We start from the raw sequence: 22,270 nt of genomic DNA, 5'->3' as shown, positions 1-22,270 counted from the left end.
TGGGGTTGGTCAGTGGGCGGTGTCGGCGAGGGCCTGCTCGGGCGTGAGCTCGCCCTCGCACAGGCGCCGGATCGTTTCGGCGAGGTGCCATCCGTCGCCGGGCAGGTAGTCGCCGAGGGCGCCGGCGAGCTTGGCCGCGGTGGCGAGCCGCTCGGCCTGCTCGTCGCGGTCGGACTCGGTCTCGACGATCGCCTGCTCGGCGGCCTCGATCCGCTTGTGCAGCCGCATCGCGGCGGCCTGCTGTCCGCCGGCGCTGCGCCGGAAGGTGTCGTTCTCGGCGACCTCGGCCTCGACGTCGCCGCGGAGCTGGGCGCAGTCCTCGGCGGTGAGCACCCCGCGGTCGGCGCGGGCGAGCAGCAGCCGGAAGCGGTCGCGGCGGGCGTCGCGCTCGGTCTCGCGGGCGGCGATCCGGCCGCGGCGAGAGTCGGCTCGGGTGCGGGTGGTGCGGGTGTTCATCGGTCCCCCTCGTTCAGTGCGGTGCAGGTGATGCAGTGCGGCGGGCAGGCGCCGCGAGTGTCGGCCGGGTGCCGGCGCAACGGGCCCGGGTCTCGTCGGCACGCGATCCGGCCGAGCGGTACGCCCGAGGCGACGACGAGCAGCACGACGAGCGCGACGACGAGATCAGCGGTCGTCATGGGGTCGGGTCTCCGTTCGATCGGGCACGGCGGGTGAGCCGAGCAACGAGGCGCCGAGCGCGCGAGGTCTCCCGCGCGCGAGGCGCGACCGGTCGCGCGTCCCGGGTGACGGTGATCTGCCATCCGTCGCGGGCAAGGCGGTCGAGCAGCTCGGATGCGGTGAGGGTGGCGAGGTGCGGGTGCACGTCGAGTGCGTCGGTCAGGTGGGCGGCGATGGTGGCTCGGGCAGCGTTCGGAGTCATGCGCGGAGTCCTCCGGTCGTGTGGCGGGCGCGCGCGGTGCGCGGCTGCGGTGGGGTGCTCATGAGGCGGGCGAGGTCCTGCTGCTCGTCGTCGTCCTCGGCGTCCGGGGCCGGCGCGAGGGCGGCACGGATGCGCGCGGGGTGCGGCTCGGGCGCGGCGCACTGCTGTCCGGGGCCGGCGTCGCACTCCGGGCAGGTGGCGTAAGCGGTGGCGTAGGCGTCTCGTCGACTCGCGTGTACTCCGGTGCGCAGCTCGGCGCCGCGCGACCCCTTGCACAAGCGGCGGCGGCCGGCTCGGCACTGCTCGTTCGGGCAGTCGACGGCGAGCTCGACGAGGGCGGGGCGCTTGCCGTTGAACGGGGCGCGGACCTCGGCTCGCCGCTCGGGTCTGATGTACGGGGCCGGCTCGTCGTCGACGGGCCGGCCGATGCCGGCGACCAAGGCGAGGACCTCGCGCGGCGGCACGGCGTCGAGGGCCTGCCCGATGGAGCGGGCCGGCACGTTGCCGTCAGCCGCGGCAGCGATCTGTGCGCGGCGCCGCTCCGTGAACTGGGCGCCAGTCTCGTACTCACCCTGCGGGGGTTCGTAGACGGGGTGGGCGGCGCCGATGCGGTCGGCACGGATGCGGGCGCGGACCTTCCGCACGTGGGCGGGGGTGATCCACTCCTCAGTACGCCCGTAGTGGTCGGCGACTGCGTCGCGGGCGTCGTCGTCGAGGGGGACGTCGCGCAGCGCGTATGCCCATGCGCGGGCGTCGGCCTCGCCGATGGTGCGGCGGTCGAATGCTGCGCACAGGGTGAGCAGCTCGGCGGCGTCGGCCGGGGTCATGATGTGGCCTCCTGTTCGCGGAGTCGGGCGGCGAGGTCGAGTCCGTCGCGCACGCGCTGATCGGTGGTCGAGGGGCGGCCGGCCTTGAGCGGCACGACGTTGGGGCCGCGGCTGGTGTCCGGGGTGTGGGCGGGCATCGAGGGAAGGGAGCGCCAGCCGGCGAGGAAGTACCGAGCCGAGCGGGGGCGTGTGCGGGCGGCCTGCCAGGCTCCGCCGGCGTGGTCGACGAGGACGGCGACGCCGCAGCGTTCGATCAGGGCTTGCAGCAGCAGCCACTCGGCCGGCGCGAGCTCCCACGAGACGACCATTCCGGCGGCGCTCATGGCGTCGACGAGGGGCCGTACAGGCTCGGCGATCCGAGGTTCGGCGGAGCTAGCTTGTTTCCCTCCACTTCCGTAGGAAGTGGAGGGGTAAGGCTTGGTGTTGGCTTGGGGGCCTGTGACACCCTCCGCAGCGTCACGCCGTGACACCCCTTCTTGACCTGCGTTTCTGCCCTGAAACGGGGGTTCGTTCCCGTCGATATTCGGCGTCGGACCGTGCGTGTTTCGCTCACGATCCGCGGCCGATTCGTCGACGGTCCGCGCGCTGTTCGCCCGCGTTCGGCTCTTGGCCTTGCGCTCGGCGGCGGCGGCGCGGTTCGCCTCGACCTGGGCCCGGGTGGCGTTGCGACCGGACTCGAAGAAGTCGTGCACCACGTAGTCGCCCGGGGTCGGCTGCGCGCAACGGGGGCAGTCGTGCCCGTGCTCGTGCCACAGACCGACCGCGACGAGCTTGCGCGCCTGGGGAGCGGTGCCGTACTGCTTGGCCACGACTCCGGGCACGTGTCCCTCGGTGAGGTGCTGCGCGGAGTAGGCGCCGCAGCGCAACCACAAGCCCAACGCGGCGTTACCCGCGGCGATGAACTTCGGGTGCATGTGGCTTGAGTCGTCGATCTTGAGCCACGCCACGGCGCCGGCCCTCCTTACGGTGGTGGGGTGTCGGGTTCGGGGCGGCCGGCGAGGGCCGCGGGGGTGTGCAGGGGGCACCGGTAGCCGGTGAGGTAGCGGCGGGCGCCCGGGGCGCCGCAGTAGCGGCGCCTCGCCCCGTCCCAGTGCCGGCACCGGTAGGCAATGGCCGGCCGGCGGGTCACTGTGCGGCAGCCTCGGCGACGGCCGGCTCGGCGGCCTCTGGCCAGCCGGCGAACCGTTCCGGCACGTCCTCGACCGCTGCCTGCTCGGCGGCCGGCCGTTCGACGATCTCGCCCTCGATGTAGTCGCCCGGAGCGTCGAGGCCCTCGGGTGACGGATCACGACGCACGGTCTCGTCGTGCGCGACGGCACGGGCGAGCTCGGCAGACTTCGGCAGCAGCTTGAACAACTGCCGTACGCACGTCTTGCGGGCCATGGCGTCGTAGTCGCTCGCCCACGGGCCGAAGTCCTTGGCCTTGCTGCGCTTGCGGATCGCCTCGACGTCGTCGACGTCCAGCACGACGAACGCCGAGCCGCCGTTCGTGAGCCGAGCCACGGCGTAATAGTGCGTCGGCTGTCCCTTGGCGTTGCCCCGGGCTGGCCGGTGCTTCAACACCGGATTGAGCCCGTACTCGTACTCGAACTCGTCGCCCTCGAACACGGTGTGCGTGTCGAGGCCGGCGGCGAGGGGGTGCTGCCAGTACAGCTTGATCATGCCCTGATAGCCGAGGACGAGCTGCACCTCGTACCCGCGAACCTTCTTGTTCCAGAAGGGCAGCAGGTACGCCTCGCCCGAGACGCCGCCCGGTTCGAGGCCGAGCTGCGCACAGGTCATCAGGGCGCCGGCGAACGACTCGCGGCTGCACTCGGCGAGGTGCTCGACGCGGCGCAGCTCAGTCAGCGCGATACGGGCGATTCGGTCGGCGCCCCCGAGGTGAGCCGGCAGCGCGCGCTCGATCTCCGGGCGCATCTGCTGTACGAACTGCACGAGGGTTGCCGGCTGTTGCGGGCGGTTGGTCTGGGCGGTGGGGCGGTTGGTGTGCTTGGCGACGACTCGCTCGGCGAGGTTGCTCACGCTGCGGCGTTCTCCTTGGGCACAACGAGGCGTCGCGCACGGTGGGCGCGGAACTCGTCGGGATGCTCGGCGGCGAGGCGCTTCGTATCGAGCGCATCGACGCTGTGCGTGTACTGGGCTGCGAGCTCGGGGTGAGCTGCGGCGAATCGTTTCTGTGAGAGCGGGCCGTTCTGCTTCCACGTGAACGCGACTCGGTCGCGGACCTTGACGACCTCGGCCTCGCCGGCGGTGGCCTTGAGCCGGTTGTCGACCTCGCGCAGCTCGTCGACGACGCGCTGCTCGCGCGCTTTGAGCTCGCGCCGGCGCTCCAGCAGCGGCAGAACCTCGGCCGGATCGGCGACCGTCACGGCGCCGGCCTTGACCTCGTAGAGGTGCCCGAGCAGTTCCTCGGTGGCCTCGCTGCCATCGACCGCGGGCGGCCGGCGATCGAGCACCCCCTGCCAGAACTCCCCGACGATCTCGACAAGGTGCTCGACGAGGGCCTCGTCGCGCTCCACCCGGTGAATCAGCAGCCGGTTACCGCCGAGCAGCGCAGCGACGTACGCGTGCGAGTAACCGGTCACCGCGAGGTACCAGTGCGTTTGCAGCGCCGGCCCGTCCGGCACGCCGAGCAGCCACTCGTCGAGCTGAAAGGCCGAGCGGGTCTTGATCTCCAGCAGGCTTGACGGTGCCGACTCGTCCTCGTCGAGCACGTACCGGTCGACGTTGGCGAGCATCCATCGGCGCTCGACGTGGGCCAGAGTTCCCGGGCCCTCGACGACGCCGAGGCCGGATCGCTCGGCGAACACGCGGGCGATCGTCGGCTCGTGCTGGTGCCCCCAGAACGCGGCCTCGGCGAGGTCCGGGTGCTGCGGGCGGTCGAGCGGCAGCTCGCCGACCTTGTCGAGGTAGACCTCAAGCGGTGACGTGTACTTGGTCATGCCGAGCACGGCGGCGACTTCTGAGCCACCGATGCCCGTACGGCGCACCTTGAGCCACTGCTCGCGGTTCAGGCCGGCGGGGGCGACGACGACACCCGTCGGCGTCACGAGCGCCGGCTGCGCGGTCGCGGTCGTCACGGCTGCTCGCCGACGTAGCGGGCGTAAACGCGGTGCTCGGTGCGCCCGCCCTCGGTCACCGTGCGGGCGACGGCCTCGAACGAGCCGGCCGGCGCGTAGGCCGGCAGGCGGGCGTCGCGGATCGCCTGTGCGGCCGAGGCTGCACGGGGCAGCGTGTCGGGCCGGCGGACGACTCCCCAAACCCTCGGGTGCGCTCGCAGCTCACGGGCGATGCGGGCGTGCTTGGTGTTGCGCTGCGCCGGCGGCGGACCGACAAATTCAACGGTGCTCACGTGGTGTTCTCCTCACGCTGCGGACGGCTGCTCGGCGCGGTCGGCTCGCGCCTGATGGATGAGTGGGGCGAGGACTCGTCGAACGAGCTCGATCTGCTCGTCGGTCGGCTCGGGCCAGTCCTCGGGGCTCACCGGCTCGGGCGTTGTCTGCGCTGTGGTCACGGCTCCCCCTTCCGTCTTGTTCCACAATTCGAACAACCAGGGGGGCATAGTGCCTGAAAGCGCCCGCCCCGGTGTTGCAGTTCTCGAACACCAGCAACCGTAAGCGGCTCGAAAGGGCACGTCAACGCAGTTCCAGGTGTGCGAACACCGGTCATCGCTGGTTAGATGAGAGTGTTCGAGTTTTGCAACAAGAACGGGAGTGAGAGCGTGTCGGAGTCCGGCACCCCAAGTTGGCCCTTCGGCACCCCTCTGGGCGACCTCGTCCGTGAGGTGAGAGAGGGGCGGGGGATCTCGTACCGCAAGCTCGCCGAAAAGGCAGTCGACCCGAAGACCGAGGAGCGGGTCGGTTACACGACCTTTCACCGGATCGCGCAGGATCAGCGCATACAGATCGCCCCGGGAGTGATCGGGGCCATAGCTCAGGCGCTCGGGAAGCCTGAGCGAGACGTGCGCATCGCAGCGTCGCAGCAGTATTGCGGCCTCGTTGCGGACGACCCGTTCGAGGCCAGCACTGATGAGTCGACAGTCGTCGTCGTGCACGCGCCCGGCATGGGGCGCGCCGACATGCCAAGGGTCGAGAACCTGCTCAGGCGGTACGCCGCAGGCGAGCTACCTCGGGAACTAACGGACGGTGATTGATCGTCAAACCAATGTCAGTAGCGCTACGTGGTATGCGCGTGACCAGCGGTGTTAGGCGGAGTAAGGTAGTCCGGGCCCCGTGACTCGGTCATATGTTCGAGTCATGGGCTAGCCATGCCAACAGGGGGGCAGCACCTTTGATCCGCGTAAACCGCCGCCAACTGGACACGGGAGCAGTCGCAGTCGTTCGAGCCACACCGGACGGTCTGACCATCGATCTTGACGGCCGCCACATCACACCAACCGGCGCAGCCGGCCTAGAACAAGCTCTGAACGGCCTTGCCCCCCAACGAGGCCAAGACGTGGACGAAGACAGACCCAGCGACGCGTAAGCGCCGCGAGGGCCGCACGGATTGACCCGTGCGGCCCTCGCGTCCCGCGTCCTTCTAAGCAGCCTTGACGGCCTTCCTCGGGGGCCGTGCGAGCTGCTTCGGAACGACGGAAACGAACTGCTCCGCCGGCAGGACGTTCCCCGGCCCCTGGGGCTTGAGCCGTACCTCAAGGAGCGTTTCCGCGATCTTGCGTCGACGTCCGAGGTCAAGCCCCTTCCACGCCTCGGCGATCTTGTCCTCGCTCAGGCCGACCAGATCCCGTACGACAGTCGGCACACCCAACGCCTGTGCCTTCTGCTCCGCTTCCTCGATCTTCGGCAACTTCTCAGCCTCGACCGCGGCCAGTGCACGCGCCGAAAGTTGGCCCTTGCCGGCGAGCTCATAGAACTCCTCAAGCTCCGCTCGAAGCAACCGCGCCGCGGCCTCGGCGTCCTCAGCTTCGCGCAGCAGCTCGTCGTCGCTGCGCGTGAACGCACGCCGAAACGAGGGCGACGCCAGCCACTCGAACAACCGACCCTCGACATACGGATCGACGATCGAGACCTGTGCGCTCGCGTGGTACCCCTTCGCGTCCCCAGCGGCCGGCGCCTGGCAGGAGTACCGCGGTAGCCCGTGCTGCCGGTCCGAGTTGACCCGGATCTCGCAGATGTCGCACTTCATGATCGCGGACAACCAGTGAATGGCGCGCCCGGGACGCTGGTTGTACTTGCGAGACTTCTTACGAGCCTCGACTGCCTGCACCGCCCGCAGGTGCACCGCCGGAGTTACCAACGCCGGCCACGCTTCCTCGTTGGTCACCTTCCCGTGGTGGCGGCGCCGGCCGAGGTAACGGTCGTCGACTGCGTACGCGGTGATCGTTACGGACAGCCAACGCGCCATGATCAGCGGCTCATCGCGCTTGTTGAAGTCGCGCGCGATGTCGAGTGCATCCTCGTCTGCATCAAGGCGGGCCCTTGCTTCCTCGCGCAAGTCGACCGCGGCCTCGATCCGCCTCACCCAGTCAGGGTGGATGTCCTCGTTCTCCTTGAGTCCTGCATGCCACTCGGCGAGCCGGCGCACCATGCCTACCCGCCAATGGCCGGCCGGCGGCGTGATCCCTCGGAGGTTGAAGGCACGAGCGATCTTGGTTCGTTCCTCGCCGTTCCCCACGCGCCGCTTCAGTTCCCTGACGACCGGTGCCTGCTCGGGGTCCTCCTCTGTGTAGAGGTAGTCACCCGTCCGCTTGTCGTAGACACGACGGTATCCGTAGGCGACGTGCCCGTGTGGCTTGCCCTTGATCGCGTTCGCGCGGAGAGTGCGCAAGACGTTGTCGCGCATCTCGTCGACCTCACGCTCGCCGATAAGAGCGTCTAGGCCGGTCCTGAACCTGTCGTCCTTGTTCGTCAAGTCGTAGATCTTGCCGCCGTAGCTCCACAGCACGCCGTGCAGCCGGCACGCCTCGCGCAGACGGCCGTACACGACGATGTCGCGCTGCAAGCGGGTCGACGACCACGCGATGACGATGTCGAGCTTGCCGGATTCAATCCAATCGATCATGCGCTCGAACTCTTCGCGCTCCCTCGCGCGGTAGGTCGAGGCCGAACGGTCGTCGTCGATGAACTCCTCGACGACGTTCGCGCCGAGCTCGTCAGCGTGAGCTCGACCGAGGTCTAGCTGCTCGCGGACGGATTCACCCTGGCGCTTCTTCTTGCCTTGGTAAGCGCTCTTGCGCGCGTAGAGGCCGGCCCGGAGGCCCGCCAGGCCGTCGCGCACGCGCTGCATGCCTGAAAGGTTCATGGTCCCCCTTCGGTCGAACGACCGTACGACCCCGGGGGCGTACGGTCTAGCGAATTGGAACCAAGGTGGCGACGAAGGCGCCGAGGCGGTTCACCAGGGTGCTGGTCCACAGCCACCAGAACTCGCGGGGGAGCCCGGAGACGGTTTCCCGTACGGCACGTCCCAGGGTGGCTGACGACATCGCGGATCCCCCACAGCGGTAAGCGGCTCAACCGGCGGCCACAACTTACGAACGTGGCCGCCGGGTGCGCCACTCAATTGACGGGGAGCGTCAAACGTGACTGGCGGGGGACCACCGCCGCGGCCCGCTCGAAGCGGCTCGGGAACGGGAACTTCCGCTCCAGGAAGGCGTGGATGGCCGCCTGCGCCGACGCCCGGTCCGCCGGGTCGGTGTCCACGTCGTTCAGGCAGAAGAAGTCCACGTCCTCACCGGCCGCGAGCCGGGCCAGCCGCCGCCGCATGTCCGGGGTGCCCAACTGCACATAGCGGAAGCGGTACTCCGCCGGGACCGCCCGGCCGGTCGCGATCGCCCAGTGGTGGTGCAGCGTGGACGCCGGGGCGATGTCCGTGGTGGAGCGGAAGCGGGAGTACGAGGTCCGCTCCAGCTCCTCGATGCCAGCGCTCTCCATCTCCCGCATCACAGCGCGCAGTTGCGGGTGCGGCGTGTGCAGCGACTTGTGCCTGATCTGGCGGCCGTGGAAGCGCCGGATCACCTCGCGGGTGTTCTTGCCGGCCGAGTTCGGCGCCGGCTCCAGCGGATGCGGATCGCCGACGCCCAGCTTCAGCGGGGACAGCGGTATGCGGGCGATGCCGTTGCCGTGGAAGAAGCGCTCGGGCCCGACGGGGCGGTTGATGAAGACGTCGTCGTTGAAGTACAGGTAGTGGTCCGACAGGCCCGGTATGCGGTGCAGCCGGCTCTCTATGGCGTGCGAGTTGAAGACGGGCAGCGCGTCCGCCGGGAGGATGTCCCGGTGGTCGACCACCGTGATGCCCTCCGCCTCCGGGTCCAGCCAGGACGGGACCTGGGAGTCGGTCACCAGATAGACGTGCCGGACGAACCCGGCGTACATCTCCAGCGAGCGCAGCGCGTACTTCAGCTCGTCATGGCTGGTGTAGCGGGAGGCGCCGGTCTCGCGCGGGGCTATGACGTTGTCGGACCGCTCCTGGTGGGCGCGGCGCTTCGCCGCCATCGCCGGATCGTCCCCGTCGACCCAGGTGTAGACGGCGTCGACCGGGAAGGTCACCTCGTCGATGCCCGGCTCGGCGAACGCGGCGAACGTCGGGATCGTGCGGCGCGGGCCCGGCACCTCGGCCGGCTGCTGCGCGGCCGGCGGGACCACTTCCGAGACCGGGTTGCGGCGCGGCGCCACCAGTGCCTCGCCGAACACGTCCGGCAGCTTGGCGCCGGGCACGGTGAGATACCCGGGCTCGGCCCGCAGGTCCCGGCCGTGCCGCCAGAACTCGATGTCGCAGCCGGACTCCAGACCGCTGAGCACCTGCCCCGCGGGCCCGAGGCGCACCTCGCCGGTGCGGAGCACCGGCGCCCGCCGCAGCGCCCTCGGCAGCTTCCCGTCGGCCCACAGCGCCGCGCCGGTCACGGAGCCGTCCGGATCGACCAGGCCGATGAACCGGGCGGTACCGGCGAAATGCTCCGCGGCCCGCGCGAGGACGGTCTCGCGGTGCGTCTCCGCGACACCGATCACCTGCCGCGGACCGCCGGTCCCCGGCTCGCCGGGGACCAGGAAGTACGGCACCTCGGCCGCGTCCAGCACCGCGCAGACCTGTTCCAGGTCGGCGGCGGCGGCGTCCGCGGCGGTGTACGCGGCGACCGTGCGCCCGTACAGCCGCACCGGACCGAGGACGGTCCGGCGCAGCCCGGGGACGGCGGCGCGCAGCCGGCGGCGGGCCGGGACCGCGCGCAGCGCCCACAGCCGGCCCGCGAGCCACAGCCGCAGGCGCGGCAGCAGCTCCCGTACGGCCCGCAGGCCCGGCAGCGCCACGAGACGGTGACGGATGTCCATGGCCGCGGCCCTGCTCAGTTCTGCTTCTCGAAGGGGCTGGGGAACGGGAAGTAGTTCTCCAGGAACTGGTGCATCCGGATGCTGACCTGCTCGCGCTCCTCCGGCGGCACGTCGACGTCGTTCAGGCAGAAGAAGTCGAAGCGGCGGGAGTTGCGCAGATCGGCCAGGCGCTTCTCGGCGTCCGGGCGGCTGATGTTCACGTACCGGAAGCTGAACTTGCCCGGCACACCGCGGCCCGTCATCAGGGCGTACTGGTACAGCAGCGGGGCCGTCATGGCGATGTCGGTCGGCGAGCGGAAGCGGGACGCCGTGGTGCGGGCGATGTCCTCCGGGAACAGCTCCTCCAGCGCCCGCAGCGCTCCGCGGTCCTGCGGCAGCGGGGTGTGCATGAAGTTGTTCGTCGTCATCCGGCCGAACTTCTCCAGCAGCAGCCGCCGGACGTTCTTGCTGGCGGAGTTGGTGGCGGTCTCCTCGGCGTGCGGCTTGCCGACCCCGATCTTGAGCGGGGAGACCGGGATCCGCATCAGGCCGCTGCCGTAGAAGAAGTGCTCCGGGGTGATCCGGCGGCCGACGAAGACGTCGTCGTTGAAGTACAGGTAGTGGTCGGACAGGCCCGGGATGTGGTGCAGCCGGGTCTCGATGGCGTGCGAGTTGAAGACCGGCAGCACACCCTCCGGGAAGATGTCCCGGTGGTCGACGACGGTGATGCCCTCGACGCTGTCGTCCAGCCAGTGCGGCTTCTGCCCGTCGGTGACGATGTAGATGTGCCGGACGAAGTCGGCGTACATCGCCAGCGAGCGCAGCGAGTACTTCAGCTCGTCGTGGCTGGTGTACCGGGACTCGTTGATCTCCTTGTCCAGGATCTCGGCCGTGCCCTTCTCCTGGTACTTGGCCCGCTTGGCGCGCATCGCCGGCTCCTCGCCGTCCACCCACGTGTAGACGACGTCGACCGGGAAGGTCACACGGTTCACGGTCGGCAGGGTCAGCGGCAGGAAGCTCGGCAGCTCCCGGTCGCCCACCCGCACGGTCACGGGCTGCTGCTCGTCGGCGGGCAGGACGTCGGTGACGCCGTTGTTGCGCGGCGTGACCAGCGACTCGCGGAACACGTCCTCGGAGGCCTGCGGCTGCACCTTGGCCAGCCGGCGGGGCCCGTCCTCGGACTCCAGCAGCTCGGCGCCGTCCTCCCAGAACTCCACGTCACAGGCCAGCTCCGGGCCGGCGAGCAGCTGACCCTCGGGACCGAGGTGGTTCTCGCCGATCCGCAGCACGGGCGCGGTGCGCAGCGGCGAGGGCAGCACGCCGTCCATGAACAACGCCGGGTTCTTGAGCTGCCCGCCGGGCAGCGGCCGGCCGATGAACACGGCCTTGCCCGCGTTCCGCGTCTCCAGGGCGGCCAGGAACCGCTCGCGGTCGGCGGCGTTCACACCGACGGTGTGGCGTATCCGGGAGGTCGGGACCAGGAAGTAGGGAATACCTTCCTGCTCCAGCGCGGCGACCACCAGGTCGAGGTTGGAGGCAGCCGCCTCCGCCGCGGTGAACCGGGTCACCACCCGCCCGTACAGGTGCTGGCCGCGCACGGCCACCGGGCGCAGCACCGGATCAGTGACCGCCGCCTTGCGGCGCCGCCGCATGGTACGCAGCTGCCACACCCGCTCGGCGGCCTTCCGCTCGACTCGCGGTTTCATCCGCCGCGCAAAGGAACGCACGGTCACGTTCTGTGCTCCTCTTCACTGACCCCGACAACAGACTTCCCCGCCAACCCTGACAGGTGAGCGTGAGTAAAGGTTGCGGAGGAATTCACTTTAAATTAAAGGGAGCGAGACGAATCACACAGGGGTTCTTCGCTCCGCCCGGGACGGCGCCCCAGCGCCACCACGGCCCCGAACCAGCTTAGGTAGGCTCGAAGCCATGGCCGACGCACCGTACAAGCTGATCCTCCTCCGCCACGGCGAGAGCGAGTGGAACGAGAAGAACCTGTTCACCGGCTGGGTGGACGTCAACCTCACCCCGAAGGGCGAGAAGGAGGCGACGCGCGGCGGCGAGCTGCTCAAGGACGCCGGCCTGCTGCCCGACGTGGTCCACACGTCCCTCCAGAAGCGTGCCATCCGCACCGCCCAGCTCGCGCTGGAGGCCGCTGACCGCCTCTGGATCCCGGTCCACCGCTCCTGGCGCCTGAACGAGCGCCACTACGGCGCCCTCCAGGGCAAGGACAAGGCCCAGACCCTCGCCGAGTTCGGCGAGGAGCAGTTCATGCTGTGGCGCCGCTCCTACGACACCCCGCCGCCGCCGCTGGACCGCGACGCCGAGTACTCCCAGTTCTCCGACCCCCGCTACGCTACCCTCCCGCCGGAGCTGCGCCCGCAGACGGAGTGCCTGAAGGACGTCGTCGTCCGGATGCTGCCGTACTGGTTCGACGCCATCGTCCCCGACCTGCTGACCGGCCGCACGGTCCTGGTCGCCGCCCACGGCAACAGCCTCCGAGCCCTGGTCAAGCACCTGGACGGCATCTCCGACGCCGACATCGCGGGCCTCAACATCCCGACCGGCATCCCGCTCTCCTACGAGCTGGATTCCGACTTCAAGCCGCTCAACCCCGGCGGCACCTACCTCGACCCGGACGCGGCCGCGGCGGCGATCGAGGCAGTGAAGAACCAGGGCAAGAAGAAGTAACCAGCCTGTTATCCCAGCCGCCGCCGGCGGGGGGCTTCCCGCTTCCCCGCCGGCACGGCCGCTGGGACTCGCATCACACCGACAGCGGCACCGGATGGACCTCGTCCGCCTTGTGCCCGGCCCGTTCGTGGATGCGCTGGACGGCTTCCGCGGACGGCGCCTCGGAGAGGCAGTAGACGACTCCGGAGTCCGGGTCGGCCCAGGCCTGCTTGAAGTGGACCTGCTCGTCCTTCTCGATGGCGAGGTCCGCCTGGTGCGCCTCGCGCAGCTGGTCGGCGGTGATGCCCTTCATGTGGTGGTGGACGTCCATGAACTCGGGCATGGCCCCCACCTCCTTCCCCTGGATCCCCTTCCATGCTGCGCCGAAGGGCCCCCGGCGGCACGCCGGGGGCCCTTCGGCGTCGGTACGTCGGTACGGCGTGTCAGCCGCACTGGCAGGGGTTGCCCGACTGGCACCCGCAGCCGCAGCCCGAGCCGCAGCCGCACGCGCCGATCAGCATCAGGTTCCTGATCTCCGCGGGCTGCTCGGTCTCGCGTTCCCGCGTGGGGTCGGGGTTCGTACCCGAAGTGCCGGGGGAATCGGCCATGGTCCCTCCTAGGGCTGGAGCCTGTGCCCATTCCATGCCCCGTCCCCTGGGCGCATCAACGGCGCACAGGGGCGTTCCCGGGGCGGCGCTCAGGCCGCGTCCCCGCCCGCCGCCGGCTGGATCTCCGTCTGGAGTTCCTGCTGGAGCTCGTCCGCGTGCTCGCCGGTCACCAGGAACACCACGCGCTTGGCGACCGCGACCGCGTGGTCGGCGAACCGCTCGTAGTAGCGGCCGAGGAGGGTGACGTCGACGGCGGTCTCGATGCCGTGCTTCCAGCGGTCGTCCATCAGGTGCTGGAAGAGGGTGCGGTGCAGCAGGTCCATGGCGTCGTCGTCCTGCTCCAGCTGGAGCGCCAGGTCGACGTCCTTGGTGACCAGCACCTCAGCGGCCTTCGCCATCAGCCGCTGGGCGAGCTGGCCCATCTCCAGGATGGTGGCGTGCAGGTCGTGCGGGACCGCGCGCTGCGGGAAGCGCAGCCGGGCGAGCTTCGCCACGTGCTGGGCCAGGTCGCCGGAGCGCTCCAGGTCGGCCGACATGCGCAGCGAGGTGACGACGATCCGCAGATCCGTCGCCACGGGCTGCTGGCGGGCCAGCAGGGCTATCGCCCGGGCCTCCAGGTCGTGCTGGAGGCCGTCGACCTTCTTGTCGGCCTCGATCACGTGCTCGGCCAGCTTCAGATCGGCGTCGAGGATGGCCGTGGTGGCGCGCCCGATCGCCGACCCGACCAGCCGGGCCATCTCGACCAGCCCGTCGCCGATCGAGTCCAGTTCCTCGTGGTACGCGTCCCGCATCAGGGTTCCCTCTCGTGCGTCGTTCCGGGGAGTCCGGGGGGTTCGGGGGCCGCCGGGCCCTTGCCGAAAACCCGTGCCGTCAACCCCACGCTCCCACGTTCCGTCCTCTACGCGTCCGTTTCCGCCACCCCAAATGAACCGTCACTGGCTCCCGGGTGAACTCTGGGCGACGAGTGTTCGAGCTGCCTCGCGGATGGCTGTGGCCAGGCCTGGTCCCATGCCTAACCTGGACGCATGGACGTGAACGCGGCGGTCGCCGCAGCGGCAGCGATAGCCGGGGTACTGACCGGTGTCATCGCCATGCTGGCGTTCCGCTGGAGCGAACGCGACCTGAAGCGGCCCACCCGGACCTCTCTGCACACCGACCCGGTGCTTCCGCCGGGCGTCGACACGGTCCTGTCCGTGCTGCGGTCCTCGGCCGTGGTCCTGGACGAGGCGGACGGCGTGGTCAAGGCCAGCTCGGCGGCCTACGCCCTCGGCCTGGTCCGCGGCGGCAAGCTGGCCGTGGAGCCGATGCTCCAGATGGCCCGTGACACCCGCCGCGACGGCGAGATACGGCAGGTGGAGCTGGACCTGCCCCGGCGCGGCACCGGCCGCGGCGAGGCCCTCGCGGTCTCCGCGCGGGTCGCCCCCCTGGGTTCCCGGCTGGTGCTGCTGCTGGTCGAGGACCTGACCGAGGCCCGCCGGATAGAAGCGGTCCGACGGGACTTCGTGGCCAACGTGAGCCATGAGCTGAAGACCCCCGTCGGCGCGCTCTCCCTCCTCTCGGAGGCGGTCATGGACGCCTCCGACGACCCGGAGGCCGTGCAGCGCTTCGCCGGGCGGATGCAGATCGAGGCGACCCGGCTGACCAACCTGGTGCAGGAGCTGATCGACCTCTCCCGGGTGCAGAACGACGACCCGCTGGAGGACGCCGAGCCGGTCGCGGTGGACGAACTGGTCGCCGAGGCCGTCGACCGCTGCCGGCACGCGGCCTCCACCAAGCAGATCACCATGGCCGCCGGAGGCGCCGCCGACCTGAGTGTCCGGGGCAACCGCGGCCAGCTCGCGGCGGCCCTCGGCAACCTGGTCGAGAACGCCGTGAACTACTCGCCCGCCCGCACCCGCGTCGGCATCGCCGCCCGCCGGGTGACCGCTCCGGGCGGCGACATGATCGAGATAGCCGTGACCGACCAGGGCATAGGCATCTCCGACAAGGACAAGGAGCGCATCTTCGAGCGCTTCTACCGGGTGGACCCGGCCCGCTCCCGCGCCACCGGCGGCACGGGGCTCGGGCTGGCCATCGTCAAGCACGTGGCCGCCTCGCACGGCGGGGAGGTCACGGTGTGGAGCTCCGAGGGACAGGGCTCCACCTTCACCCTGCGGCTGCCGGAGGCGGGCGCCGCCCGCGACCGGGCGCACCACGGTTCCACCGGCGGCGGGGCGCACCACCGCTCCGCCGGCGGCGGGGAGAGCGGCCGATCCCGCAGCATGTCCCCTGACGCACCCCCGTACGAAGAATCACTTTCCGCCCCGGAGGTCCTTCCGTGACCCGTGTGCTCGTCGTCGAGGACGAGGAGTCCTTCTCCGACGCCCTGTCGTACATGCTCCGCAAGGAGGGCTTCGAGGTCGCGGTCGCGACCACCGGGCCCGACGGACTCGACGAGTTCGAGCGCAACGGCGCCGACCTCGTCCTCCTCGACCTGATGCTGCCGGGGCTGCCCGGCACCGAGGTGTGCCGTCAGCTGCGCGGTCGCTCGAACGTTCCCGTGATCATGGTGACCGCCAAGGACAGCGAGATCGACAAGGTCGTCGGACTGGAGATAGGAGCCGACGACTACGTCACCAAGCCGTTCTCCTCGCGTGAGCTGGTGGCGCGCATCCGCGCGGTGCTGCGCCGCCGCGGCGAGCCGGAGGAGGTGGCCCCGGCCGCCCTGGAGGCCGGTCCGGTCCGGATGGACGTCGACCGGCACGTGGTCACGGTCGGCGGCTCGAAGGTCGATCTGCCGCTGAAGGAGTTCGACCTGCTGGAGATGCTGCTGCGCAACGCCGGCCGGGTGCTGACCCGGATGCAGCTCATCGACCGGGTGTGGGGCGCCGACTACGTGGGCGACACCAAGACCCTGGACGTCCACGTCAAGCGCCTGCGCGCCAAGATCGAGCCGGACCCGGGCGCTCCGCGGTACCTGGTGACGGTGCGCGGCCTGGGCTACAAGTTCGAGCCGTAGGCCGGCCGGGTACGGGACATGACGAAGGGCGGGGCCTCCCGGTGGAGGCCCCGCCCTTCGTCGTACGTCAGTGACCGGCTTCGTCGTGCTCCGCGGAGGAGGACGCGGAGGCACCGTCGCTCGCCCCGGCCTCGCCGGACGGGGACGCGTCACCCGAGGGGGAGGCGTCACCGGACGGGGAGGCGCCCGGGGCGGCCGGGACCTCGGTCGGGCCCCAGCCGGTGTAGTAGCCCTGGGCCGGGACCACGAAGGCCTCCAGGCTCACGTCGCCGGTCTCGCTGAAGGAGAAGGTGACCTTGTGGGCGTCGCCGTCGGTCAGGCCCTCGCCCTCCTTCAGCACGGCGGAGGCGTTGTCCTTGCCGCCGATGATGATGGACCCGCCGGCCGGGACGGTCAGCTTGCCCTTGCCCCCGGCGGGCTTGATCTCGACGGTCTCGCCGATCCCGTCCAGGGTGATGCGGTCCAGCGTCTGGGGGCGGTCGCCGCCGTTGAAGACGGTGGCGGAGACGACCGCGGGGCCGGTGGCCTCGGGGTCGGGCTGGGTGATGACGACGGCGTTCTGGATCTTGATGTCGCCGACGCTGGTGGCCGCGTTGTCCGGCTTGATCTCCAGTGTCTGGGCGTTGTTGCCGGCGCCGCAGGCGGCGAGCGAGGCGATCGAGAACGCGATGGCGGAGGCGGCGAGGGCGCCGCGTCGAAGGCTGCTGCTCACGGCGGCGGCAACTCCTTGAACGCAGGGGCAGCTTCCCTTGTAAAGCCGCCCTAAGTGGCTGTCAGCGGCCCCAGGTTACCGAGCCGTTCCCGCGCCGCCGCACCCGACCCTCCCCGTGGAGCGCGGTTCGCTCAGCCGGGGGGTAGCGCCCCGCTTTCCCATAAGCCCCCCGGTAAGGGCCCGCGGTAAGACCCCGGCCAAACGGTTCGGCATACGGCCCGTGGCGGTGCGCGAAATTTCCGTGAAGGAATGCGTGACCGCCCCGGAATTGATCACGGTGTGCGAGGTGATCGGGTGCGTGATCAATTTCGAAATCGTCTGGTACCCGCCGCCACGCACCGAACGGAGTAGCGGAACTCGAGCACTTGGAACCGGACATATGGGGATGTTCGGCCGCTTGGGGGTCGTGTCGGCGGTGTGTGGCGTGCCCGTTTCGCCCGGCCCGGACAGCCGCTCCCACCTGCGAATACCTTCGTCCGCCGGCCTCGCGCAGCACGTTCCTGTCGCTGTTGTCAAGCCCCGAGATATGCCCTGACCTGCGAAAACGCCATTCAGAAGACGCCGTATCCGTGTTACTCTGGATAGCCACGGAAGGGGTACCTGTCACATGACGTTCAAGGTTGGCGACACCGTGGTCTATCCCCATCACGGGGCCGCGCTGATCGAGGCCATCGAAACTCGCCAGATCAAAGGCGTGGACAAGACCTACTTGGTGCTGAAGGTCGCCCAGGGTGACCTCACGGTGCGTGTGCCAGCGGACAATGCGGAGTTCGTCGGCGTGCGTGATGTGGTCGGCCAGGACGGGCTGGACCGGGTCTTCGAGGTGCTGCGCGCGCCGTACGCCGAGGAGCCCACGAACTGGTCCCGTCGCTACAAGGCAAACCTGGAGAAGCTCGCCTCCGGTGATGTCATCAAGGTCGCGGAAGTCGTGCGTGACCTGTGGCGTCGCGAGCGCGAGCGCGGACTCTCCGCCGGTGAGAAGCGCATGCTCGCCAAGGCCCGCCAGATTTTGGTGAGCGAGCTGGCGCTCGCGGAGAACACGAACGAGGACAAGGCCGAGGCCCTGCTCGACGAGGTTCTCGCCTCCTGACGCGTGGCAGCAGCCCGCTGAAGCCCGGTACGGCTCAGTACACCGAAATGCCGCGGTGCCCGATGACGCACAGGACGTCGCCGGGCGCTGCGGCATGTCCGTATCCGATTGCGCCGCCACGCGCCGTGCCCCGGAGGATGCTCCCCCCGGTACTGTGCGTGCCGGGCCCTGGCTGCCGGCCGACCGGGGTCACGGAAGGGGGTCCGGTCAAGGCTGCGCGCCCGGCACTCCCCACGCTCGGTGGGCGGGGGGTACCCCCAGGGCCATACCCAACCAGGCCGAGCACACAAACCTGACAGGAAACGATGTCTGACGTTTCGCGACCCTCGCCGGGGGCGGCCTCCGTCGCCGCCGTGATCCCGGCCGCCGGGCGGGGCGTACGCCTCGGTCCGGGCGCCCCCAAGGCGCTTCGCGCCCTGAACGGCACTCCCATGCTGGTCCACGCGGTGCGCGCGATGGCCGCCTCCCGCGCGGTGTCCCTCGTGGTGGTCGTGGCACCGCCCGACGGCGCCGCCGAGGTCAGGTCGCTGCTCGACGCGCACGCGCTGCCCGAGCGGACCGACTTCGTCGTCGTGCCCGGCGGCGCGTCGCGGCAGGAGTCCGTCCGGCTCGGCCTGGACGCGGTGCCGCCCGGGAACGACATCGTGCTGGTGCACGACGCCGCGCGCCCCCTGGTGCCGGTGGACACGGTGGACGCCGTGATCGACGCGGTACGGGCCGGCGCCGCGGCCGTGGTGCCGGCGCTGCCGCTCGCCGACACCGTGAAGGAGGTCGAGCCCGCGGCGGTCCCCGGGGAGCCGGAACCGGTGGTGGCCACGCCGTCGCGCGCGCGGCTGCGCGCGGTGCAGACGCCGCAGGGCTTCGCGCGGGCGACACTGGTGCGGGCGCACGAGACCGTCACCGAGGACGTCACCGACGACGCGAGCATGGTGGAGCGGCTCGGCGAGACGGTCGTGGTCGTCCCCGGCCACGAGGAGGCGTTCAAGGTCACGCGCCCGCTGGACCTGCTCCTCGCCGAGGCCGTCCTGGCCCGCCGGAGGCTCAACGATGGCTTCTGAGGCACCCCTGCAGGCGCCGCTGCCCCAGGTCGGCGTCGGCACCGACATCCACGCCTTCGAGGAGGGCCGGGAGCTGTGGTGCGCCGGCCTGAAGTGGGAGGGCGAGGGGCCGGGGCTGGCCGGGCACTCCGACGCGGACGTGGTCGCGCACGCCGCCTGCAACGCGCTGTTCTCCGCCGCCGGGCTCGGCGACCTCGGGCAGCACTTCGGCACCGGGCGCCCGGAGTGGTCGGGGGCGTCGGGGGTCACCCTGCTGACGGAGGCCGCGCGGATCGTGCGGGCGGCGGGCTTCCGGATCGGGAACGTCGCGGTGCAGGTGGTCGGGCCGCGCCCGAAGATCGGCAAGCGGCGGGACGAGGCGCAGAAGATCCTCTCCGACGCGGTCGGGGCGCCGGTGTCCGTCTCCGGCGCGACGACGGACGGGCTGGGCTTCCCCGGCCGGGGCGAGGGCCTGATGGCGGTGGCGACGGCGCTGGTGGTGCGGACGGCGGGCTGAGGCCGCCCCGCCGTACCGCGCCGCACTCCTCCGCTCCGCGCGCCGCGGGCCGGCGCGGTTGTCCACAGCCGTCGAAGGCAGTCCGCCGCGACCACTACCCTGGAGTGGTGACTATTCGCCTGTACGACACCAGCGCCCGGCAGATCCGTGACTTCACCCCGCTCCAGCCGGGCTGTGTCTCGATCTACCTCTGTGGCGCCACCGTGCAGGCCGCGCCGCACATCGGGCACATCCGCTCGGGGCTGAACTTCGACATCATGCGCCGCTGGTTCGCGTACCGCGGCTACGAGGTCACGTTCATCCGCAACGTCACCGACATCGACGACAAGATCATCGCCAAGGCCGCCGACCAGAGCCGCCCCTGGTGGGCGATCGGGTACGAGAACGAGCGCGCCTTCGACGACGGTTACCGCGCGCTCGGCTGCCTGCCGCCCACCTACGAGCCGCGCGCCACCGGGCACATGACCGAGATGGTCGAGATGATGCGCGGACTCATCGAGCGCGGGCACGCCTACGAGGCCGACGGCAACGTCTACTTCGACGTGAGGTCCTTCCCCGGCTACCTCCAGCTGTCCAACCAGGAGCTGGAGAACCTGCTCCAGCCCTCCGGCGACGGCGAGACCGGCAAGCGGGACCCGCGGGACTTCGCCCTGTGGAAGGCGGCCAAGCCGGGCGAGCCGACCTGGGAGACGCCGTGGGGACCGGGGCGTCCGGGCTGGCACCTGGAGTGCTCCGCGATGGCGCACAAGTACCTGGGCAGCGCCTTCGACATCCACGGCGGCGGACTCGACCTGATCTTTCCGCACCACGAGAACGAGATCGCCCAGGCCAAGGCCTACGGCGACGAGTTCGCCCGGTACTGGGTGCACAACGCCTGGGTCACCATGAGCGGCGAGAAGATGTCCAAGTCGCTCGGCAACTCGGTGCTGGTCTCCGAGATGGTCAGGAAGTGGCGCCCCATCGTGCTGCGGTACTACCTGGGCACCCCGCACTACCGTTCGATGATCGAGTACAGCGAGGAGGCGCTGCGGGAGGCCGAGGCCGCGTTCACGCGGATCGAGGGCTTCATGCAGCGCGTGGTCGAGCTGTCCGGCGGCCCGGTGGAGCCGTCGGCCGAGGTGCCGCCCGCCTTCGCCGAGGCGATGGACGACGACCTGGGCGTGCCGCAGGCGCTCGCCGTGGTGCACACGACGGTCCGGCAGGGCAACTCCGCCTTGGCCGCCGACGACAAGGACGCCGCGGTGGCCCGGCTCGCCGAGGTGCGGGCGATGCTCGGGGTGCTCGGCCTCGACCCGCTGGACGCGCGGTGGGCCGGCGAGAGCGAGCGAAGCGAGGACCTGCACAGCGTGGTCGACAGCCTCGTCCGCCTGGTGCTGGACCAGCGCGAGTCGGCCCGGGCCCGCAAGGACTGGGCGACCGCCGACGCCATCCGCGACCAGCTCAAGCAGTCCGGGCTGGTCATCGAGGACAGCCCGCAGGGACCGCGGTGGAGCCTCGGCTCCTCCTGAGGCCCGCTTGATCGACTGTGCCGCCCGGGCCTCCGGGCGGCACACTGCATAGACGTACGTACGCAGCCCCCGAGGATTTCGGGGCTGGAAGACACAGAGACAGGTAGGTCATGGCCGCGAACAACCGTCGCATGTCCGGCAAGAAGGGCGCGCAGGTCGGCAGTGGCGGCCAGCGGCGCCGGGGCCTGGAGGGCAAGGGACCGACGCCCCCGGCCGAGATGCGCAAGGGGCACAAGAAGAACCGCCTCGCCACCGCCAAGTCGAAGCAGGCCGCCCGCCGGCCCGCGCCGCGCGGCCGGGGCGGCAAGTCCGCCTCCGAGCTGGTCGTCGGACGCAACCCGGTCGTCGAGGCGCTGCGCGAGGGCGTGCCCGCCTCCACGCTCTACGTCCAGCAGTTCATCGACAACGACGAGCGGGTCCGTGAGGCGCTTCAGCTCGCCGCCGAGCGCGGCGGCATCAACCTCATGGAGGCGCCCCGGCCCGAGCTGGACCGGATGACCAACGGGCTCAACCACCAGGGCCTGGTCCTCCAGGTGCCGCCGTACGAGTACGCGCACCCCGAGGACCTCCTCGACGCCGCCGCCGAGGAGGGCGAGGACGCGCTGATCGTCGCCCTGGACGGGGTGACCGACCCGCGCAACCTGGGCGCCGTGGTGCGGTCCGTCTCCGCGTTCGGCGGGCACGGCGTGGTCGTCCCCGAGCGCCGCGCGGCCGGCATGACCGCGGGCGCCTGGAAGACCTCCGCCGGTGCGGCGGCCCGTACGCCGGTCGCCCGGGCCACCAACCTGACCCGCGCGCTGGAGCAGTACAAGAAGGCCGGTGTCGTGATCGTCGGGCTCGCCGCGGACGGCGAGGTCGAACTGGGCGAGCTCCAGGCGCTGGAGGGCCCGGTCGTGATCGTGGTCGGCAGCGAGGGCAAGGGCCTGTCCCGGCTGGTCGGTGAGACCTGCGACGTCCGGGTGCGGATCCCGATGCCCGGTGGCGCCGAGTCGCTGAACGCCGGTGTGGCGGCGGGCGTCGTGCTGTACGAGACGGCGCGCCGACGCGCGTGACCGACGTGAACGGGTGTGCGTCTTAGTCACCCGTGCGGGGCAATCGGGGCTGTCCGGACAAGCTTGACGCGGTCCGGACAGATCCGGCGGGTCAAAGCAGTGTCCTAACCACA

25 protein-coding genes and 1 pseudogene are annotated in these 22,270 nt (G+C 70.8%); 9 read left to right on the top strand and 17 right to left on the bottom strand.

The genetic code is table 11. The features are described 5' to 3' along the window. Positions 1-9: 9 nt before the first annotated feature. From VE614_RS18970 to VE614_RS18930, 9 genes are all read right to left on the bottom strand, one after another. Positions 10-456: a hypothetical protein gene (locus VE614_RS18970; protein ID WP_324938058.1), complete on the bottom strand. Its 447-nt coding sequence runs from the start codon at positions 454-456 to the stop codon at positions 10-12. Beyond that, positions 453-635 carry a hypothetical protein gene (locus tag VE614_RS18965; RefSeq protein WP_324938057.1) on the bottom strand — a complete coding sequence of 61 codons (183 nt, stop codon included), beginning with the start codon at positions 633-635 and terminating at the stop codon, positions 453-455. Before VE614_RS18965 ends, VE614_RS18970 begins: the two co-directional genes overlap by 4 nt. Next, positions 632-877, bottom strand: coding sequence for a hypothetical protein (locus VE614_RS18960; RefSeq protein WP_324938055.1), 246 nt, complete (start codon positions 875-877; stop codon positions 632-634). Before VE614_RS18960 ends, VE614_RS18965 begins: the two co-directional genes overlap by 4 nt. Then, positions 874-1,704, bottom strand: coding sequence for a zinc finger domain-containing protein (locus VE614_RS18955; protein ID WP_324938053.1), 831 nt, complete (start codon positions 1,702-1,704; stop codon positions 874-876). Before VE614_RS18955 ends, VE614_RS18960 begins: the two co-directional genes overlap by 4 nt. Further along, entirely contained in the window at positions 1,701-2,651 is a 951-nt protein-coding gene (locus tag VE614_RS18950; protein ID WP_324938051.1) for a mucin-2, read from the bottom strand. The genes VE614_RS18955 and VE614_RS18950 overlap by 4 nt, the downstream gene beginning before the upstream one ends. A gap of 178 nt (positions 2,652-2,829) precedes the next feature. Continuing rightward, positions 2,830-3,726: a recombinase RecT gene (locus tag VE614_RS18945; RefSeq protein ID WP_324938049.1), complete on the bottom strand. Its 897-nt coding sequence runs from the start codon at positions 3,724-3,726 to the stop codon at positions 2,830-2,832. Beyond that, positions 3,723-4,784: a lambda-exonuclease family protein gene (locus VE614_RS18940; RefSeq protein WP_324938047.1), complete on the bottom strand. Its 1,062-nt coding sequence runs from the start codon at positions 4,782-4,784 to the stop codon at positions 3,723-3,725. The genes VE614_RS18945 and VE614_RS18940 overlap by 4 nt, the downstream gene beginning before the upstream one ends. Further along, complete coding sequence (locus VE614_RS18935) at positions 4,781-5,056, bottom strand: hypothetical protein (protein ID WP_324938045.1); 276 nt, start codon at positions 5,054-5,056, stop codon at positions 4,781-4,783. Before VE614_RS18935 ends, VE614_RS18940 begins: the two co-directional genes overlap by 4 nt. Positions 5,057-5,068: 12 nt before the next feature. Next, positions 5,069-5,218, bottom strand: a complete 150-nt coding sequence (locus VE614_RS18930) for a hypothetical protein (RefSeq protein WP_324938044.1) — start codon at positions 5,216-5,218, stop codon at positions 5,069-5,071. 165 nt (positions 5,219-5,383) lie between these two features. Between VE614_RS18930 and VE614_RS18925 the strand changes: the two genes are divergently transcribed. Beyond that, positions 5,384-5,857, top strand: coding sequence for a helix-turn-helix transcriptional regulator (locus VE614_RS18925; RefSeq protein WP_324938042.1), 474 nt, complete (start codon positions 5,384-5,386; stop codon positions 5,855-5,857). A 386-nt stretch (positions 5,858-6,243) separates the two neighbouring features. On the opposite strand, the gene VE614_RS18920 is transcribed toward VE614_RS18925, so the two are convergent. The 4 genes and pseudogenes from VE614_RS18920 to VE614_RS18905 all read right to left on the bottom strand — a co-directional run bounded on the left by VE614_RS18920 (position 6,244) and on the right by VE614_RS18905 (position 11,698). Further along, entirely contained in the window at positions 6,244-7,965 is a 1,722-nt protein-coding gene (locus VE614_RS18920) for a recombinase family protein (RefSeq protein WP_324938040.1), read from the bottom strand. 52 nt (positions 7,966-8,017) lie between these two features. Further along, a pseudogene (locus tag VE614_RS18915) lies at positions 8,018-8,146 on the bottom strand (MFS transporter); the annotation flags it as partial. A gap of 73 nt (positions 8,147-8,219) precedes the next feature. After that, positions 8,220-9,986, bottom strand: coding sequence for a stealth family protein (locus VE614_RS18910; RefSeq protein ID WP_324938038.1), 1,767 nt, complete (start codon positions 9,984-9,986; stop codon positions 8,220-8,222). Positions 9,987-10,000: 14 nt separating this feature from the next. Then, complete coding sequence (locus VE614_RS18905) at positions 10,001-11,698, bottom strand: stealth family protein (protein WP_324938036.1); 1,698 nt, start codon at positions 11,696-11,698, stop codon at positions 10,001-10,003. A gap of 196 nt (positions 11,699-11,894) precedes the next feature. On the opposite strand from VE614_RS18905, the gene VE614_RS18900 reads away from it, so the two are divergent. Beyond that, positions 11,895-12,656 carry a phosphoglyceromutase gene (locus VE614_RS18900; protein ID WP_324938034.1) on the top strand — a complete coding sequence of 254 codons (762 nt, stop codon included), beginning with the start codon at positions 11,895-11,897 and terminating at the stop codon, positions 12,654-12,656. A gap of 73 nt (positions 12,657-12,729) precedes the next feature. On the opposite strand, the gene VE614_RS18895 is transcribed toward VE614_RS18900, so the two are convergent. The 3 genes from VE614_RS18895 to phoU all read right to left on the bottom strand — a co-directional run bounded on the left by VE614_RS18895 (position 12,730) and on the right by phoU (position 14,034). After that, a complete protein-coding gene (locus VE614_RS18895; RefSeq protein ID WP_324938032.1) occupies positions 12,730-12,978 on the bottom strand; it encodes an SCO4226 family nickel-binding protein in 249 nt (82 codons plus the stop codon). 100 nt (positions 12,979-13,078) lie between these two features. Continuing rightward, entirely contained in the window at positions 13,079-13,243 is a 165-nt protein-coding gene (locus VE614_RS18890; protein ID WP_324938030.1) for a hypothetical protein, read from the bottom strand. Between the two features lie 89 nt (positions 13,244-13,332). Further along, positions 13,333-14,034 carry a phosphate signaling complex protein PhoU gene (phoU, locus tag VE614_RS18885; protein WP_324938028.1) on the bottom strand — a complete coding sequence of 234 codons (702 nt, stop codon included), beginning with the start codon at positions 14,032-14,034 and terminating at the stop codon, positions 13,333-13,335. A gap of 234 nt (positions 14,035-14,268) precedes the next feature. Here phoU and VE614_RS18880 point away from each other — a divergent pair, with 234 nt between their 5' ends. Together VE614_RS18880 and VE614_RS18875 are read left to right on the top strand one after the other, a co-directional pair. Next, the gene (locus tag VE614_RS18880) at positions 14,269-15,564 is read left to right on the top strand and encodes a sensor histidine kinase (protein WP_324938026.1); all 1,296 of its coding nucleotides are present in this window, start codon (positions 14,269-14,271) and stop codon (positions 15,562-15,564) included. After that, the gene (locus VE614_RS18875; RefSeq protein WP_043502011.1) at positions 15,561-16,241 is read left to right on the top strand and encodes a response regulator transcription factor; all 681 of its coding nucleotides are present in this window, start codon (positions 15,561-15,563) and stop codon (positions 16,239-16,241) included. The genes VE614_RS18880 and VE614_RS18875 overlap by 4 nt, the downstream gene beginning before the upstream one ends. Positions 16,242-16,308: 67 nt before the next feature. Here the strand turns inward: VE614_RS18875 and VE614_RS18870 are convergent, their stop codons facing one another. Next, positions 16,309-16,953 carry a DUF461 domain-containing protein gene (locus tag VE614_RS18870; protein ID WP_324938023.1) on the bottom strand — a complete coding sequence of 215 codons (645 nt, stop codon included), beginning with the start codon at positions 16,951-16,953 and terminating at the stop codon, positions 16,309-16,311. Between the two features lie 607 nt (positions 16,954-17,560). Here VE614_RS18870 and VE614_RS18865 point away from each other — a divergent pair. The 5 genes from VE614_RS18865 (at position 17,561) to rlmB (ending at position 22,157) form a co-directional block, all read left to right on the top strand. Continuing rightward, the gene (locus VE614_RS18865) at positions 17,561-18,043 is read left to right on the top strand and encodes a CarD family transcriptional regulator (RefSeq protein WP_003953493.1); all 483 of its coding nucleotides are present in this window, start codon (positions 17,561-17,563) and stop codon (positions 18,041-18,043) included. A 305-nt stretch (positions 18,044-18,348) separates the two neighbouring features. Further along, positions 18,349-19,101, top strand: coding sequence for a 2-C-methyl-D-erythritol 4-phosphate cytidylyltransferase (gene ispD, locus VE614_RS18860; RefSeq protein WP_324938021.1), 753 nt, complete (start codon positions 18,349-18,351; stop codon positions 19,099-19,101). Further along, complete coding sequence (gene ispF, locus VE614_RS18855) at positions 19,091-19,597, top strand: 2-C-methyl-D-erythritol 2,4-cyclodiphosphate synthase (protein WP_324938019.1); 507 nt, start codon at positions 19,091-19,093, stop codon at positions 19,595-19,597. Before ispD ends, ispF begins: the two co-directional genes overlap by 11 nt. 107 nt (positions 19,598-19,704) lie before the next feature. Beyond that, the gene (cysS, locus tag VE614_RS18850) at positions 19,705-21,105 is read left to right on the top strand and encodes a cysteine--tRNA ligase (RefSeq protein WP_324938017.1); all 1,401 of its coding nucleotides are present in this window, start codon (positions 19,705-19,707) and stop codon (positions 21,103-21,105) included. A gap of 110 nt (positions 21,106-21,215) precedes the next feature. After that, positions 21,216-22,157: a 23S rRNA (guanosine(2251)-2'-O)-methyltransferase RlmB gene (rlmB, locus tag VE614_RS18845; protein WP_324938016.1), complete on the top strand. Its 942-nt coding sequence runs from the start codon at positions 21,216-21,218 to the stop codon at positions 22,155-22,157. Positions 22,158-22,270 lie beyond the last annotated feature (113 nt).

The organism is Streptomyces sp., assembly GCF_035645055.1.
Lineage (GTDB): Bacteria > Actinomycetota > Actinomycetes > Streptomycetales > Streptomycetaceae > Streptomyces.
This window is presented reverse-complemented; position numbering and strand designations above follow the sequence as displayed.